Raw genomic sequence first — 14765 nt, forward strand, 5'->3', positions numbered from 1 at the left:
CGACGGGGCACCGCAGGCCGGTGCCGACGGGGTGGTCGCCGACGAGATCGCGCCGCCGGTGGTGAGCTCCGGTCCCGATATCCGTCCCGCGCTGGGTGATCCCGCCGAGGTGGCCAAGACGCTGGCCCAGGAGGCCCGTTCCGGCGTCGACGTGGTACGTCTCGTCTCTGGTGACCCGTTGTCGGTGGACGCGGTGCTGGCTGAGGTCAGTGCTGTCGCCAAGACCAATCTGACCTTCGAGATCGTGCCCGGTCTGCCCGCGTCGACGGCGGTGCCGACGTACGCCGGCCTGCCGCTGGGCTCGGCGCACACCGTGGCCGATGTCCGCGGCGACGTGGACTGGGCGGCGCTGGCCGCCGCGCCTGGTCCGCTGATCCTGCACGCCACTCCGCAGCACCTGGCCGATTCGGCGCGCACCTTGATCGAGCACGGCCTGGTGGAGACCACGCCGTGTGTGGTGACGGCGCAGGGCACCACGTGCGCGCAGCGCAGTGTCGAGGCGACGCTGCATGAGCTGACCGATCGTGCGGCCATCGGTGCAGGAGAGCCGGCGGGTCCGCTGACCGGTCCGCTGGTGGTCACCATCGGCAAGACCGTGGCCCACCGCGCCAAGCTGAACTGGTGGGAGAGCCGGGCTCTTTACAACTGGACGGTGTTGGTGCCGCGCACCAAGGATCAGGCCGGCGAGATGAGCGACCGCCTGGTCAATCATGGCGCGCTGCCCATCGAGGTGCCGACCATCGCCGTCGAGCCGCCGCGCAGCCCGGCCCAGATGGAGCGGGCCGTCAAGGGCCTGGTCGACGGTCGTTACCAGTGGGTGGTGTTCACCTCGACCAACGCGGTGCGTGCGGTGTGGGAGAAGTTCGGCGAGTTCGGGCTCGATGCCCGCGCCTTCTCCGGGGTCAAGATCGCCTGTGTGGGTGAGGCGACGGCCGACCGGGTGCGCGCTTTTGGTATCAGCCCCGAGCTGATTCCGTCGGGGGAGCAGTCCTCACTGGGCTTGCTCGACGAGTTCCCGCCCTTTGACGACGTTTTCGATCCGGTGAACCGGGTGTTGTTGCCGCGCGCCGACATTGCCACCGAGACTTTGGCCGAGGGGCTGCGGGAACGCGGCTGGGAGATCGAGGATGTCACCGCGTACCGGACTGTGCGTGCGGCTCCGCCGCCGGCGCAGACCCGGGAGATGATCAAGACCGGTGGCTTCGACGCGGTGTGTTTCACCTCCAGTTCGACGGTGCGCAACCTGGTCGGTATTGCCGGAAAGCCGCACGCGCGCACCATCGTTGCGTGCATCGGACCCAAGACGGCGGAGACTGCCGCCGAATTCGGGTTGCGGGTGGATGTGCAGCCGGAGACGGCGGCCGTCGGTGCGCTGGTCGAGGCGCTGGCCGAGCATGCCGCCCGGCTGCGGGCCGAGGGTGCGCTGCCGCCGCCGCGGAAGAAGAGCCGTCGTCGGTGAAGTACAGCCACTGATCATGCGGCAGCGTCCACGTAGGCTGCGGTCGACGCCGGCCATGCGACGGCTGGTTGCTGAAACATCCTTGGAACCAAGGAATCTGGTTCTGCCGATGTTCGTGGCCGACGGCATTTCGGAACCCCGGCCCATTTCTTCGATGCCCGGGGTGGTGCAACACTCTCGGGACTCGTTGCGGCGGGCCGCCGCTGACGCGGTGACTGCCGGGGTCGGTGGGCTGATGTTGTTCGGGGTGCCCCGCGACGGCGACAAGGATGCGGTCGGCTCTGCGGGTATCGATCCGGACGGCATCCTCAATGTTGCGTTGCGGGATCTGGCCGCCGATCTCGGCGATGACACCGTGTTGATGGCCGATACCTGTCTCGACGAGTTCACCGATCACGGCCACTGCGGTGTGCTCGACGCCACCGGTCGGGTGGACAACGATGCCACCAATGCGCAGTACGTGAAATTGGCTGTCGCCCAGGCGCGGTCGGGCGCCCATGTGGTCGGCCCCAGCGGCATGATGGATGGCCAGGTGGCTGCCATTCGCGATGGGCTGGATGCCGCGGGGCACGCCGACGTCGCGATCCTGGCGTACGCCGCAAAGTTCGCCTCCGCGTTCTACGGCCCGTTTCGCGAGGCGGTGGGGTCCACGTTGCGCGGTGACCGTCGCACCTATCAGCAGGACAACGGGAACGCGCGGGAAGCGTTGCGGGAGATCGAACTCGACATCGCCGAGGGCGCCGACATGGTGATGGTCAAACCGGCCATGGCGTATCTGGATGTGGTGCGGACCTGCGCGGACATCTCGCCGGTGCCGGTTGCGGCCTATCAGATCTCCGGGGAATACGCGATGATCTGCGCCGCGGCGGCTAACGGCTGGATCGATCTGGAGGCGGCCGCGCTGGAGGCGCTGCTCGGCATCCGCCGGGCGGGAGCTGACATCGTGCTGACCTATTGGGCGGCCGACGTGGCAGGTTGGTTGTCGTGACGCATCATTCGGCACCACCGCAGAAGTCCACCCGCCCCGCCGACGTCGACACCGGGTTCTGGCTGTGGGTGGTGGCGGTGCCGCTTCTTGCCGCCGGCTACATCGTCGATGTGGCAACTCTGGAAAACTTCTCGGCGATCGTGGCGGCGGCGATGATGGGGTTCCTCGTCGTGCTGCTGGCGCTGGTGGTGACGTTCCTGATGTTGATGCGGCAGGGGTATCGGTGGGCGCGCACCGTGCTGACGGCCGGCGGTGCGGCGTCGATGGTTTCGGTGTTCACCGGCGTCTTCAACACCGATCGGCCCGCGGTGGCCGCGGTGATCTTCGCGGTGACCGGCATCGTGGCAGCAGTGCTGGTGGCCGGCGGGATCTACCAATTGCACCGCAAGGAATCCAACGCCTTCTTCACCCGCTGACTCCTCTTCCGCCCAAACTCACGTTTGGGCGGAAATGTTCAAGAAGAACACCCCATTTCGTCGAACTCGGCGTGCCCTGATCGGTCGCCGGGGCGCGGACGTTGGGCCGCCCGGCGTAAACTGACCCGACCATGACCCCCTCTGCGGCGACCCCTTCTCCGGCCGGCCCCCGACCTCGGGCCGTGGACGTGGCCTTCTGGCTCTTGGTCGTCGGCGCGGTTCTGCTGGTACTGAATGGCCTGATGGCTCTGACTGTCACCTACGACATGGCGCGGGCCATGGCATCGGAGGGCGTTACCGACGAGCAGGTCCACAACATCGTCACGTTCCAGCGCGGGGTCGGGGTTTTCTCGATTGTTGCCGGCGCCTTGCTGGGATTCCTGTCGGGCCGGACGCGCAAGGGGGATCCGCGCTTCCGCCGGGCCACCATCGCGTTTGCCGTTGCGATCTCGTTCCTGATCATCGGGGTGGCTGTGCTGGTCCAGGTGGTTTTTGTGGTGGCGCTCATCGCGGTGTTGCCGATCATTTTTGGTGCGATCGCGCTGATGCGGCCACCGATTGCGGCCTGGTTCGAAAGCCAGGCGCCGAGGCGTGCTGATGGCTGACGCCGGGGCGCCACCGGTGTTCTTCGAAAACGGCGCCAGCTGGTACTGGGTGTTGGCGGGTCCGGCCGCCGCGCTGGCCATCATCTCGATCCAGATCACCAGCGGGGCCGGCGTGCAATGGCTGGTTCCGGCGGTGTTCCTGGTCCTGGTGTCCGGTTTCATCGCGGTGCAGATCAAAGCTGCCCGCATCCACACCTCGGTGGAGCTGACGGAGACGTCGTTGCGCCAAGGCACGCAGACGATCGGTGTCGACGAAATCGTCGCGGTCTATCCGGCCCCGAAGAACGGGATGCGCAGCTACTACGACGATCGGCGGCTGTACAAGAACGCCGGCAAGTCGAACGCGCTGGCCGACCGCGCCTTGAAAAAGGCCGGGGTGGACCCCGCCGATCTTGCGCAGGCCAAATCCGAGAGCGCCAACCGAACCGACGAGGCACATGATGCCGAGGTGGTGCGGAAATGGCAGTCGGCACGAGCGTTGGGTGAGCTCACCGGGGTGCCGCGCGGACGTACCGGGATCGGGCTCAAGCTCACCGGTGGGCGGACGGTGCAGGCCTGGGCGCGCCGCCATGTCGAATTGCGTGCGGCGTTGAACGGGTTGATCGAAGGGCGTGCCGATACATGAGGGACAGACAGCGCGCAGTGGTCGAGTTGGTGCTGGCGGTGGCAGCGGTGGTCGGTGCCGCTATCAGTGCCGCCAACGTGCGGGCTGTTGTCGATGTTGCGCCGATCGTCGATGGTGAGCCCGCCACGAGGTCGGTGGCCTACCATGCTCCGCCGCTGGTCCTGACGCTGTTGCTGGTCACGATTGCCGGGGTGCTCATCGTGGTGGGGGTCGCGCGATGGAGGAGATCACAAACCCATACCCCCTAGGGGTACCATCGCTGTCATGGGAACTGCACCGGTGACGACTGTCGCAACCGATCTCGATCTTCAGGGGATGACGTGCGCGTCCTGCGCCGCCCGCGTCGAACGTGGTCTCAACGACCTCGCGGGGGTCCGGGCGAGCGTGAACTTTGCGGTCGAACGCGCCCACGTCGATCATGATCCGTCGGTGACGGCCGAGGATCTGATCAAAGCCGTCGCCGCCACCGGCTATCAGGCCGCAGTTGTTCCGACTCCTGGCTCGGATACCGCACCGGCGGCGCCGGGACGCGAGCCTGATCTACGGGTACGCCTGAGCGGCTCGGCGATCCTGGCCGTGCCGGTCGTGGTGCTGTCGATGGTGATGGCCTGGCAGTTCACCGGGTGGCAGTGGCTGATGCTGGCGCTGACAACGCCCATCGTGGTCTGGGGAGGGTATCCGTTCCATCGGGCCGCTCTGCGCAGCGCCCGGCACGGCAGCTCCACCATGGACACCCTGGTCTCTCTCGGGACGACGGCGGCCTACCTGTGGTCGGCGTTCACCGTTGTGACCAATCCTGGTCCCCATTTTCATGAGCACGTCTACTTCGAAGTGGCCGCGGCCGTCACGGTGTTCCTGCTCGCCGGCCGCAACGCCGAGGCACGCGCCAAGCGCTCGGCGGGCTCGGCGTTGCGGGCGCTGTTGTCGCTGGGCGCGAAAGATGCCGTGGTGGTGCGTGACGGCGCGGAGGTGCAGGTGCCCGTCGCTGAACTCCGTGTCGGTGATGTTTTTGTGGTTCGCCCGGGTGAGCGGGTGGCCACCGATGGTGAGGTGGTCGACGGCGATTCGGCTCTGGACACCTCGGCGATGACGGGCGAGTCGGTGCCGATGGACGTGAGTGCGGGCTCGGCGGTGCTGGGTGGGGCGGTCAACACCTTCGGCCGAATCCGGGTGCGGGCCACGAAGGTCGGCGCTGATACTCAGCTGGCCAGGATGGGGCGGCTGGTCACGGACGCCCAGAACGGCAAGGCCTCGATCCAGCGGCTCGCCGACCGGGTGTCGGCGGTGTTCGTGCCCGTCGTCCTGGTTGTCGCGGCCCTGACCGTCATCGGCTGGCTTGCCGTCGGCGCGGCCTGGACCACCGCCTTCACCGCGGCGGTCGCCGTTCTGATCATTGCCTGCCCGTGCGCGCTGGGTCTGGCCACGCCGACGGCGATTCTGGTCGGTACCGGCCGTGGCGCTCAGCTCGGGGTACTGATCAAGGATCCGCAGGTGTTGGAGACGGTCACCGGTGTGGACACCGTGGTGCTGGACAAAACCGGCACCGTCACCACCGGGCAGATGACGGTCGGGGCTGTTGATGTCCGCCCCGGTGAGGATGCCGCTGAGGTGCTACGGCGCGCCGCCGCTGTCGAAGCGGCCTCCGAACATCCGGTGGCCGCGGCGATCGTGGCCGCGGCCCGCGACCGTGGTGTCGAGGTTCCCGAGGTGACCGAGTTTGCCAACCAGCCGGGTGTCGGCGTCTCCGGCGTTGTCGACGATGTTCAGGTCAGTGTCTCCCGGGAGGGGTCGATCGCCGGGATCGATCTGTTGAACCCGGCCCCGGTGGCGCCGGGCACCGGGGTGGAGGTGATGTGGGATGGCCGGGTGCGTGGGGTCATCCGCCTCACCGATGCGGTGAAACCGAGCAGTGCCGAGGCCATCGCCGAGCTGAAGTCCATGGGCATCACCCCGGTGTTGCTCACCGGTGACAATGCTGCGGTGGCGCGGCAGGTGGCCGACGAGGTTGGTATCGCCGCCGAGGACGTGATTGCCGGTGTGCTGCCCACCGAGAAGGCTGCGGCGATCAAACGGCTGCAGGCCGACGGTCGGCGGGTGGCCATGGTCGGCGACGGTGTCAATGATTCGGTGGCGCTGGCGACGGCGGATATCGGGATGGCCATGGGCACCGGCACCGATGCCGCGATCGAGGCCGGGGACATCACCTTGGTGCGTGGTGATCTGCGGACGGTGCCGACGGCGTTGCGGCTGGCGACGCGCACGCTGCGCACCATCCGGGTGAACCTGTTCTGGGCGTTTGCCTACAACACCGCGGCGATTCCGCTCGCGGCGTTCGGACTGCTCAACCCGATGATCGCCGGGGCGGCGATGGCGGCTTCGTCGGTGTTGGTGGTCGGCAACAGTCTGCGGCTCCGCCGCTTCCGCTGAGGCCGCTTCCGCTGAGGCCGAGCGCGCGCATTTGTACGGCGACACGCCACTGTTCCCGTACAGACACGCGCGCTCGCCGAGACCGACGGTTGGAACAAAGTGCAGAATCTGTAACACTGTTGCAGTGACTGAACTGGCGCAGGATCGCGACGACAGCCAGCCCGACGCATTGCCGCTGGGTGCCGACTCGCTGATCTGGCGATACTTCGGCGACAACCGGATGTTCCTGATCGGACCGCGGCCCGGGGTGCTGCAACTGACCCTGGCCGAGCTCGGTCAGGGTGTGCAAGACCATTCGGTGTTTTTTGCCGACACCAGCGCCCGGATCAAGCGCTCGCTGCCGCCGATCTTTCGCACCGTCTACGGCGCCGAGGACAACAACGCCGGCGCGCAGGTGCGCGACTTCCACCACGACATCAAAGGGGAGATGCCCGGGGAGCAGGGAAAGCGCTACCACGCGTTGGATCCCGACACCTACTTCTGGGCGCACGCCACCTTCCTGGATCAGGTCTTCTATTTCGCAGACACGTTCGTCAAACGGTTGACCGACGCCGAGAAGCAGCAGATGTACCTGGAGTCCAAGACTTGGTACCGCCGCTACGGCGTCAGTGACCGCGCCATGCCCGCGTCCTACGCCGACTTCGAGAAGTATTGGCAGCGCATGCTCGACGAGGTGGTGACCGCTCATCCGTCGGCCACCTACAGCGTCGGATACGTCACCAAGGGGTTTCCGCGGCCCAAAGGTGTTTCACCGGCGGTCTGGTCCGTTGCCCAAAAGGTGTTCAATCCGGTGGCGGCCTTTCTGACCACCGGGGGCCTGCCGCCGCAGGCTCGCGTTTTGCTGAATCTTCCATGGAATGCTCAGCAGGAGAAGCGGTATCAGCGATTCGCCGCGTTCTGGCGGTCGAAGCCCGTCAACGCGGTCTGGAACCGGTTGCCGATGTCGGTGCGTTACAACGGGATTGCGCGTTCCGGCTACGCCAGAGAAGGGGTGTCGCCCTGACCGGCGCCGATCCGGCCACCTCGAAGATCCTCGATGCGGCCGTTGTCGAGTTCGAACGCCACGGTTTCCGACGGGTGGCGCTCGACGACGTGGCCCGGCGGGCGAAGGTCAGCCGGACCACCATTTATCGGCGCTTCGCCAACCGTGACGAACTGGTGGCAGCGGTGATCGACCGCGAAAACGCGACGTTGTGCGCCGATATCGCCGCCGACGTGAAAGTTCAAGGGCCGCAGTCGAACTACTATGTAGAGGCGTTCACCTCGGCGATCCTGAAGTTCCGGGGGCACCGGGTGCTCAATCAGCTGATCGTCGACGATCCGGCGCTGGCGTTGGAGCTCGCTCGCGAACATCACGACGCGGCGGTGCTGCGGATTGCCGACGCGCTCGAGGTGATCTTCCCGGCCGGATTTGTCCAGCGTGTCGGTCCGGCGGTGGTCACCGATCTGGCCGACGGGATCCTGCGGTATGCGCTGATGGCGCTGCTGCTGCCGGGGTCACGTTCACTCGACTCCGCCGACGACGTGCGTGCGTTCGCCACCACCCACTTCCTGCCCAGCCTGCCGGAAGCTCTGCGGGCGACGACCATCACGGTGTGACCGGAGCCTCAGGCGGCGAAGACGGTCCGGACCACCGACTCGTCGCCGTCGATCTCGACGAGTCCGAGGGCGTGGGCGTCGCCGAGGGTCAGCGCACCGGCGGCCAGGCCGAGTACGCAAAAGGGTTCGGCGCGAACAATCGCATCGAGGGCGCGGCCGTCGTGCGGGCCGACCTCGAAGCCGGTGCGCGTCGCGCGGAGCTGTAGGGGTGGGTCGCCGATCTCCAGGCCGATCGTTGTCGAGGAGCGGACCTTGACCCGAGCCTCGAGCAGGGCGGGCAGGGCCAGGGTGAGCCACTCGGGGCGGAAGGAATCACCTTCGGGCCCGCGAATCATCAGTGGAGTGGACCAGCGGATGAGGCTCTCGATCGGTTGGCGTAGTTCGGCACCCCACGGGGTGAGGACGTACTCGACCACGCTGCCCGTGCCGGCGAGTCGCCGCTCGATCACTCCCGAGGACTCGAGGTCGCGCAAGCGGTCGGCGAGCAGGTTGGTTGCGATGCCGGGCAGGCCGTCGGCCAGGTCACGGTAGCGGGCGGGAGCGATGAGGAGCTGGCGGACGATGAGCAGATTCCACCGGTCGCCGACGACCTCGAGAGAGCGGGCGAGCCCGCAGTACTGGCCGTAGCTGCGCATCACTTCTCCCTGTTGCTTGAGTTTCTCAAGTGTATATGACATGTTCAAGCAACTGCTGGGATCGAGACAGGGGCGCGCAATGAACGACATCTCAAGGAGTGCGCGGCCCGACTGGGTCGACGACGGACTGTTCCCGTTCCAGAGCCGTTTCATCGACATCGACGGGCACAGCGTGCACTACGTCGACGAGGGATCTGGTCCCACACTTCTTCTGCTGCATGGCAATCCGACGTGGTCGTTTCTCTGGCGCGACGTGATCTCCGCGCTTCGCGACGACTTCCGGTGTATCGCCGTGGACTATCCGGGTTTCGGGCTGTCCACGGCGAGGCCCGGTTACCGCTACCTGCCCGAGGAGCACGCGGAGGTGGTGACCGGATTTGTCGATGCCCTCGGCCTGAGCGAGGTCACGTTGGTCGGGCAGGACTGGGGAGGCGTGATCGGTCTCGCCGCCGCGCAACGGCGACCGGGTGTCTTCGATCGGCTGGTGCTTGCCAACACCTGGGCATGGCCGGTCAACGGTGTGCTGCACTTCGAGGCGTTTTCGCGCATTGCCGGCGGACCGGCGATGCGATTCCTGGTTCGACGGCTGAACCTGCTTGTCAATGCGTTCATCCCCACCGGTCACCGCAGACGCACCCCGACTGCAGCCGAGATGGACCACTACCGACTGGCGCTCGACACTCCGCAGCGACGGCAGGCGTGTGCCGTGCTCCCCGGCAGAGTGCTGGCCAGCAAGGCATTCTTCGCCGAGGTCGAGGCCGGTCTGGCTGGCCTCGCTGACCTGCCGACACTGATCGTGTGGGGTGATGCGGACATCGCCTTCCGCGCCCGGGAACGCGAGCGGCTGGAAGCGACCTTCCCCGACCACAGGACCGTGATCGTCGAAGGTGCCGGCACCTATGTGGAGTCCGATGCGCCGGAGGAGTTTGTCGCCGCGATCCGTGATTGGGTGGCCGTGCCGGGTGCAGACGGCACTGTGAGACGCGCGCCGGATCGGTAGATCACCACGCACTGTGGCCGACGCTGTTTGACTGCTCCCATGACATCTCTCGATCAGATAGCCCCCGCGTTCGTCGGCATGGCCCACACGATCGTCTGGGCATCGGTGGCCACCGTCGACGAGAACTCGCATCCGCGCAGCCGGGTCCTGCACCCCATCTGGGAGTGGGACGGAACCGAACTCACCGGTTGGATCGCCGTCGGCCCCACCCCGATCAAACAGGCGCACATCTCCGCGTTCCCGCACATCTCGATCAACTACTGGGCACCGACCCATGACACCTGCAGCGCCGAGGCCGATGTTGCGTGGGTACTCGACGATGCCGAGCGGACTGAACTGTGGGAGCGGTTCAGGACGGGCCCGGATCCGGTGGGTTATGACCCGGCGATCATCGAGCCGTGGCGGGATGGTCCCACCTCACCGGCGTTCGCGGGCTGGAAGCTGACGCCGACCAGGCTGCGGGTGATGCCCGGATCGATGATGACGCAAGGGTCGGGCGAAGTGCTCACCTGGCGGCGGTGAGCAGCACCCGGCGTCAATTGTCGGTCTGGCTGTCGAGGGAGAACACCGCCAGCGCGATGAACACCGTCAGCCGACGCTCCGGGTCGCTGAGCAGGGGGCCGGTCACCGCCTCGATGCGAGATATCTTGGTCCGCAGCGTGTTCGGATGCACGAAGAGTCGGCGTGCGGATTCGGCGATGTTGCAGTCGGTGGCACGCAGTATCCGCAGAACCCGCCGTTGCTCCAAGCTCTCGCTCCCGGTGCCGGCGATGGATCCCAAGGTCTCGGCGACGAAACTGCGGCGGGTGTGTTCGGGTAGTTGGTACAGCAGCGCCAGGACTCCGAGGTCGCGGTATCGGGTCAGCCGATTGATCGCACCGATCGAACGTCCCACCGCGACCGCCCGCGCCGCCTGCCGGAACGAACCGGGGTAACCACGGGCTTCGTTGACCTCGACCCCGGCACCGACCGCGACCGGGGCTTTCACTGCACGACTCAGTGCACGCTGAAAGGACTCCTGATCCACGCTCGCGTCGATCAGGATCACCGCCAGCCCGCCTTTGGCCAGGGTGACCGAGTGCGGGTCGAATCTAGTTGCCACCGGGGCGATGTCGTCACGAAGCTGCGCGAGACCACCCATGTCCATCGGGACGTTGAACGGCTCCACTGCCAGGAAGACGACGGGCTTGTCGGAGAACAGCGACAGACGCCGACTGCGCCGGACCGCCTGTTCGCGTTCAGCCAGGTCGTCGCCGAGGATGAGCTTCAACGACCGGGCCTTTTCGACCGCCCGATCGTCGGCGTCGGGCTCCGACATCCTGGTGTGCATCAACAGAACGGGGAGAGCGCTGTGGACCAGGCGGCGTTCCTGCTCGCGCAAGGGTGTCGGCCGGTCGACCTCCAGCACCGCCCGTACACCCACCGCAACGGTGTGCACCGGTGCGGCCGTGCTTCCGGCGCTTTGGCCCATCCGCAGGGTGACCCGGGCGCCGAGCGTGGTGCCGAGAACATCGAGCACGCCACGCAGGTCGTCGGCGACCGCCAGAACCTGTGCCGGGAACGTGCTGAGCTCCGTCCCACCGGATGGCTGAGGGGCGAGTAGACGCGGCACTCCGGTGGTGACGTCCGCTGCCGCATCGCGGTCCCACAGGATGGCCACATTCGCCCGCTCGGCCAGTTCGATCGCCGCGGGCGGCGGGTTGACGGGGCGACTCGGGGTGATGAGCACCGCTGCCGGCCGGGTCTGGAGCACGTCGGACAGCAGGAGGGTGAGGTCGGGAAACGGCCCGTCGGCGCGCACCGACTCCCAGCGCAGGTGCACCAGTTCGGTTGCCGTCCATGGTCCGGCATCCGCATCGGTGCTGCCGGTCACCACGACATCAGTGCTGGCGGAGCCGGTGACCACGGATACGGCCAGTGCCGCCGCGACGTCGGCGACGGTGAGGGCGTCAGAACGCTGCATCGGCGATGCCACAGGAGTTCGAGGAACTCCTCGACGTCACGAACGGCAGCACATGATGCACAGTAGTCGGGTGATCTCAGTGCCGCCGATCGACTTCGCGCAAGCTTGCGGCCCGGACCGGGCAGGCCGGCACCGTCAGTTCGAACTGCTGGACACGGCGTTGTCCACGGTGGGCTATGTTCGCCTCGACGCCCACGGAATCACCCCGTCGGCCATCGCCGCACTGCTCGACGTGACGCACCGCTTCTTCGATCAGCCCGACGCCATGAAGTCCGCCGTCGCTCAGCCCAGTCCCGAACAGGTCCGCGGCTGGTCGGGTGTCGGGTCGGAGGGCATCGCGTACTCCCTGGACGAGGAGTCCCACGGTGATCTGAAGGAGAAGATGGACATCGGGCCGATCGACGGACCGGTGCTCGGCGAGGCCGGCGCTGCCGAGATGGCCTTTCCCAACCTGTGGCCGCAACACCCCGCCGGTTTCCGGGAGCTGTGGGAGGACCACTACCGGCAGATGCAACGGGTTTGCGCCGGCCTGCTGGCGTTGACGGCCGAAGGTTTCGGCTTGGCCCGCGACCACTTCGTGGGGATGTTCGATCGCGAGATGAGCATGTTGCGGGCGCTGCACTACCCGCCTCAGCTCGAGACACCCTTCCCGTATCAGTACCGGGCGGGCACGCACACCGACTACGGGGCATTCACCATCGTGTGCGCCGAATCGACCACCGGCGGGTTGCAGGTCTTCGACCGTGACGGCGAGTGGCTCGATGTGAGTACCGCGCCGACGAGCCTGGTGGTCCTGGTCGGTGATCTCCTGGCCGAGTGGACCGGCAACCGCTGGTCGGCCACCGTCCATCGCACCGCCAATCCGCCCCTCTCGGTGGGGTTCGGGGGTACCCGGTTGGCCTTCGCCTACTACCAGCACCCCAACTTCGACACCGCTGTGCAGGAGCTGCCGCCGTTGCGTGGACCGGTCACCGGCCCACGTCAGGAATTGATCGCCGGCCGGCACCTGATGGAGAAGTACGTCCGTCAGACCACGTTCGGGCGGTCCGCCGCGCGCGACTGAAGCCGCTGCTTCAGTTACAGCCACAGCACCTCTCGTTTCCTCGGCGTTAGGGGATGTTTCGGCAGTATTTCCGCTGTGACGGGCACACAGCATTGGGTTCCGCAACGGGTGGCGTCGGCCACTTCACCTCGAATTCATTCCGGGACAGACTCATTCGAGATCAATCCCCGAACGAGCGTGAGGACCTGTCATGTCAGTAGTTCCGATCATCGACATCTCCGCCTTGACCGACGGCGACGACGCCGCCAAGAAGAGCGTCGGCGAAGCCCTCGACCATGCCGGTCGGGAGATCGGCTTCTTCCAGGTGGTCAACCATGGCATCACCGATCAGCTCATCACCGAGATGTACCGGGTGTCCGATGAGTTCTTCGCCCTCGACGCCGAGGAGAAGCGTGAGGTCCGGCAACCGAGCCCGGACGCGGTGCGCGGCTATTCGTCGATCGGCGAGCAGGCGTTCTCCTACAGCGAGGATGTCGAACAACCGCGGGACCTGCACGAGAAGTTCGACGCCGGCCCCGTGGACGTCGACGCTGATGACCCTTACTTCGCTCCGGAGAACGCCGGCCCGCACTTTCTGCCCAACCGATGGCCGGCCCGGCCCGCGGGGATGGAACAGATCTGGACCGAGTACTTCCGCGAGATGAACGCCCTGGCCCGGCGGCTGATGAGCGGATTCGCGCGGGGGCTCGATCTCGACCCCGACTTCTTCGACGAGACGATCGACAAAGACATCAGCATGCTGCGGGCGATCAACTACCCGCACCTGGACGCACCTCCGCTGCCCGGTCAGATGCGCGCCGGAGCGCACACCGACTACGGCAGCCTGACCATCGTGCGCCAGGAAGAAGCGCCCGGAGGGCTCGAGGTCTTCACCCAGGACGGTGACTGGGTGCCGGTGCCCGTGGTGCCCGACGCCCTGGTGGTCAATATCGGGGACCTGATGGCCCAGTGGACCAACGACCTGTGGATCTCGACACGGCACCGGGTGCGCCCACCGCGCCCGGACGCCTCCGGTAACACCCGGCGGATGAGCCTGGTCTTCTTCCATCAGCCGAACTACGACGCGATGATCGAATGCCTGCCGAGTTGTGTGGCGCCGGGGGAGAAGCCGAAGTATGCGCCGATCAGCTCAGGAGACCACCTCACTGCCAAGTTCCAGAAGACCATCTCTCTCTCGCGAACACCTGATGCCCGCACCTGAGGCCGATGCCGAGTCTTTCGAGATCGAATTGCGTTCCACCGGCGAGGTTCTGATCGTTCCGGCGGATCGGACAGCCCTGCAGGTGCTCCAGGAGCGGTTGCCGGGGATCGACTCGAACTGCCTGCAGGGTGAGTGCGGCGCGTGTGTCCAGACCCTGCTTGCCGGTCAGCCGCTGCATCTCGACACCGTGCTCTCGGCACGGGCCAAGGCCGCAGGCAAGCGTTTCATCGCGTGTGTCAGCAGATCCGCCGGCGATCGCCTCGTCCTGGACCTGTGAACCAACCCGTCAACCAATTCGCAACGAGGACCGATCATGCCCGCCACCTATCTGTCTTTTGCCAGCGTCATCACCGAGGACATCGAAGAGCTCAGCGGCTTCTACCGTGCCGTGTTCGACCTCGCCGAGGTCGACGAGTTGCGCTCCGATCATTTCCGGGGTCTGCGCATGGGTGAGACCATCCTCGGGTTCAGTTCGACGCATGCCTACGAACTGTTGAATCTGGATCCGCCGCAGGATGTCTCGGGAACCACGCAGTTCCTCACCTTCGAGGTGGACAGCGACAAACTGGTGGACATCATGACCGAGGCGGCCGTCGCCGAGGGGGCGCGCTGCGTGAAGGAGCCGGCGCGGACCTATTACGGCGCCTGGCAGTCGGTTCTGGCCGATCCCGCAGGCAACGTGTTCCGGATCAATCATCTGGACCTCACACCCAGCTCGTGACAACACGTCCCTGAAACCAGATTTCGACAACGCCGTCGACACATCCACTGACCGTCCGGCAAG

17 protein-coding genes are annotated in these 14765 nt (G+C 66.6%); 15 read left to right on the forward strand and 2 right to left on the reverse strand.

Going from position 1 to position 14765, the window contains the following annotated elements:
* From WBB07_RS09445 to WBB07_RS09485, 9 genes are all read left to right on the forward strand, one after another.
* Positions 1-1459 (forward strand): bifunctional uroporphyrinogen-III C-methyltransferase/uroporphyrinogen-III synthase (locus WBB07_RS09445; protein ID WP_526306954.1); only part of this gene is annotated, 1459 nt, incomplete at its 5' end.
* A gap of 16 nt (positions 1460-1475) precedes the next feature.
* Complete coding sequence (gene hemB, locus WBB07_RS09450) at positions 1476-2447, forward strand: porphobilinogen synthase (protein ID WP_526306956.1); 972 nt, start codon at positions 1476-1478, stop codon at positions 2445-2447.
* On the forward strand, positions 2444-2863 hold the full coding sequence (locus WBB07_RS09455; protein ID WP_526306958.1) for a hypothetical protein: 420 nt from the start codon (positions 2444-2446) through the stop codon (positions 2861-2863). The genes hemB and WBB07_RS09455 overlap by 4 nt, the downstream gene beginning before the upstream one ends.
* Before the next feature lie 131 nt (positions 2864-2994).
* Entirely contained in the window at positions 2995-3468 is a 474-nt protein-coding gene (locus WBB07_RS09460) for a hypothetical protein (RefSeq protein ID WP_526306960.1), read from the forward strand.
* Positions 3461-4093 (forward strand): transport-regulating membrane protein Mce1N, encoded by a 633-nt coding sequence (gene mce1N / locus WBB07_RS09465; protein ID WP_526306962.1) that lies wholly within the window; start codon positions 3461-3463, stop codon positions 4091-4093. Before WBB07_RS09460 ends, mce1N begins: the two co-directional genes overlap by 8 nt.
* Positions 4090-4341, forward strand: a complete 252-nt coding sequence (locus WBB07_RS09470) for a hypothetical protein (RefSeq protein ID WP_526306964.1) — start codon at positions 4090-4092, stop codon at positions 4339-4341. Before mce1N ends, WBB07_RS09470 begins: the two co-directional genes overlap by 4 nt.
* Positions 4342-4357: 16 nt before the next feature.
* Positions 4358-6520, forward strand: a complete 2163-nt coding sequence (locus WBB07_RS09475) for a heavy metal translocating P-type ATPase (RefSeq protein WP_526306966.1) — start codon at positions 4358-4360, stop codon at positions 6518-6520.
* A 124-nt stretch (positions 6521-6644) separates the two neighbouring features.
* A complete protein-coding gene (locus WBB07_RS09480) occupies positions 6645-7523 on the forward strand; it encodes an oxygenase MpaB family protein (protein ID WP_526306968.1) in 879 nt (292 codons plus the stop codon).
* On the forward strand, positions 7520-8119 hold the full coding sequence (locus tag WBB07_RS09485; protein ID WP_526307030.1) for a TetR/AcrR family transcriptional regulator: 600 nt from the start codon (positions 7520-7522) through the stop codon (positions 8117-8119). The genes WBB07_RS09480 and WBB07_RS09485 overlap by 4 nt, the downstream gene beginning before the upstream one ends.
* 8 nt (positions 8120-8127) lie before the next feature.
* Here the strand turns inward: WBB07_RS09485 and WBB07_RS09490 are convergent, their stop codons facing one another.
* Positions 8128-8754, reverse strand: a complete 627-nt coding sequence (locus tag WBB07_RS09490; RefSeq protein WP_526307032.1) for a winged helix-turn-helix transcriptional regulator — start codon at positions 8752-8754, stop codon at positions 8128-8130.
* Positions 8755-8833: 79 nt separating this feature from the next.
* Between WBB07_RS09490 and WBB07_RS09495 the strand changes: the two genes are divergently transcribed.
* Entirely contained in the window at positions 8834-9754 is a 921-nt protein-coding gene (locus WBB07_RS09495; protein WP_526306970.1) for an alpha/beta fold hydrolase, read from the forward strand.
* A 39-nt stretch (positions 9755-9793) separates the two neighbouring features.
* Positions 9794-10276: a pyridoxamine 5'-phosphate oxidase family protein gene (locus WBB07_RS09500; protein ID WP_526306972.1), complete on the forward strand. Its 483-nt coding sequence runs from the start codon at positions 9794-9796 to the stop codon at positions 10274-10276.
* A gap of 13 nt (positions 10277-10289) precedes the next feature.
* Here the strand turns inward: WBB07_RS09500 and WBB07_RS09505 are convergent, their stop codons facing one another.
* A complete protein-coding gene (locus WBB07_RS09505; protein ID WP_526306974.1) occupies positions 10290-11717 on the reverse strand; it encodes a PucR family transcriptional regulator in 1428 nt (475 codons plus the stop codon).
* Between the two features lie 70 nt (positions 11718-11787).
* Here WBB07_RS09505 and WBB07_RS09510 point away from each other — a divergent pair, with 70 nt between their 5' ends.
* From WBB07_RS09510 to WBB07_RS09525, 4 genes are all read left to right on the forward strand, one after another.
* Positions 11788-12780, forward strand: a complete 993-nt coding sequence (locus WBB07_RS09510; protein WP_526306976.1) for an isopenicillin N synthase family dioxygenase — start codon at positions 11788-11790, stop codon at positions 12778-12780.
* 190 nt (positions 12781-12970) lie between these two features.
* Positions 12971-13981: an isopenicillin N synthase family dioxygenase gene (locus WBB07_RS09515; RefSeq protein ID WP_526306978.1), complete on the forward strand. Its 1011-nt coding sequence runs from the start codon at positions 12971-12973 to the stop codon at positions 13979-13981.
* Entirely contained in the window at positions 13968-14258 is a 291-nt protein-coding gene (locus WBB07_RS09520) for a 2Fe-2S iron-sulfur cluster-binding protein (protein WP_526306980.1), read from the forward strand. Before WBB07_RS09515 ends, WBB07_RS09520 begins: the two co-directional genes overlap by 14 nt.
* A 36-nt stretch (positions 14259-14294) precedes the next feature.
* A complete protein-coding gene (locus WBB07_RS09525) occupies positions 14295-14702 on the forward strand; it encodes a VOC family protein (RefSeq protein ID WP_526306982.1) in 408 nt (135 codons plus the stop codon).
* The last annotated feature ends 63 nt before the right edge of the window (positions 14703-14765 follow it).

It is taken from the genome of Mycobacterium sp., from assembly GCF_049647605.1.
In the GTDB taxonomy this organism is placed as follows: domain Bacteria; phylum Actinomycetota; class Actinomycetes; order Mycobacteriales; family Mycobacteriaceae; genus Mycobacterium.

What these genes read in the sequence shown, in the direction of transcription:
- WBB07_RS09525 (WP_526306982.1), top strand. Translation starts at nt 14,295, where the DNA reads ATGCCCGCCACCTATCTGTCTTTTGCCAGCGTCATCACCGAGGACATC.
- WBB07_RS09460 (WP_526306960.1), top strand. Translation starts at nt 2,995, where the DNA reads ATGACCCCCTCTGCGGCGACCCCTTCTCCGGCCGGCCCCCGACCTCGG.
- WBB07_RS09500 (WP_526306972.1), top strand. Translation starts at nt 9,794, where the DNA reads ATGACATCTCTCGATCAGATAGCCCCCGCGTTCGTCGGCATGGCCCAC.
- WBB07_RS09515 (WP_526306978.1), top strand. Translation starts at nt 12,971, where the DNA reads ATGTCAGTAGTTCCGATCATCGACATCTCCGCCTTGACCGACGGCGAC.
- WBB07_RS09490 (WP_526307032.1), bottom strand. Translation starts at nt 8,754, where the DNA reads ATGCGCAGCTACGGCCAGTACTGCGGGCTCGCCCGCTCTCTCGAGGTC.
- hemB (WP_526306956.1), top strand. Translation starts at nt 1,476, where the DNA reads ATGCGGCAGCGTCCACGTAGGCTGCGGTCGACGCCGGCCATGCGACGG.
- mce1N (WP_526306962.1), top strand. Translation starts at nt 3,461, where the DNA reads ATGGCTGACGCCGGGGCGCCACCGGTGTTCTTCGAAAACGGCGCCAGC.
- WBB07_RS09495 (WP_526306970.1), top strand. Translation starts at nt 8,834, where the DNA reads ATGAACGACATCTCAAGGAGTGCGCGGCCCGACTGGGTCGACGACGGA.
- WBB07_RS09475 (WP_526306966.1), top strand. Translation starts at nt 4,358, where the DNA reads ATGGGAACTGCACCGGTGACGACTGTCGCAACCGATCTCGATCTTCAG.
- WBB07_RS09470 (WP_526306964.1), top strand. Translation starts at nt 4,090, where the DNA reads ATGAGGGACAGACAGCGCGCAGTGGTCGAGTTGGTGCTGGCGGTGGCA.
- WBB07_RS09520 (WP_526306980.1), top strand. Translation starts at nt 13,968, where the DNA reads ATGCCCGCACCTGAGGCCGATGCCGAGTCTTTCGAGATCGAATTGCGT.
- WBB07_RS09505 (WP_526306974.1), bottom strand. Translation starts at nt 11,717, where the DNA reads ATGCAGCGTTCTGACGCCCTCACCGTCGCCGACGTCGCGGCGGCACTG.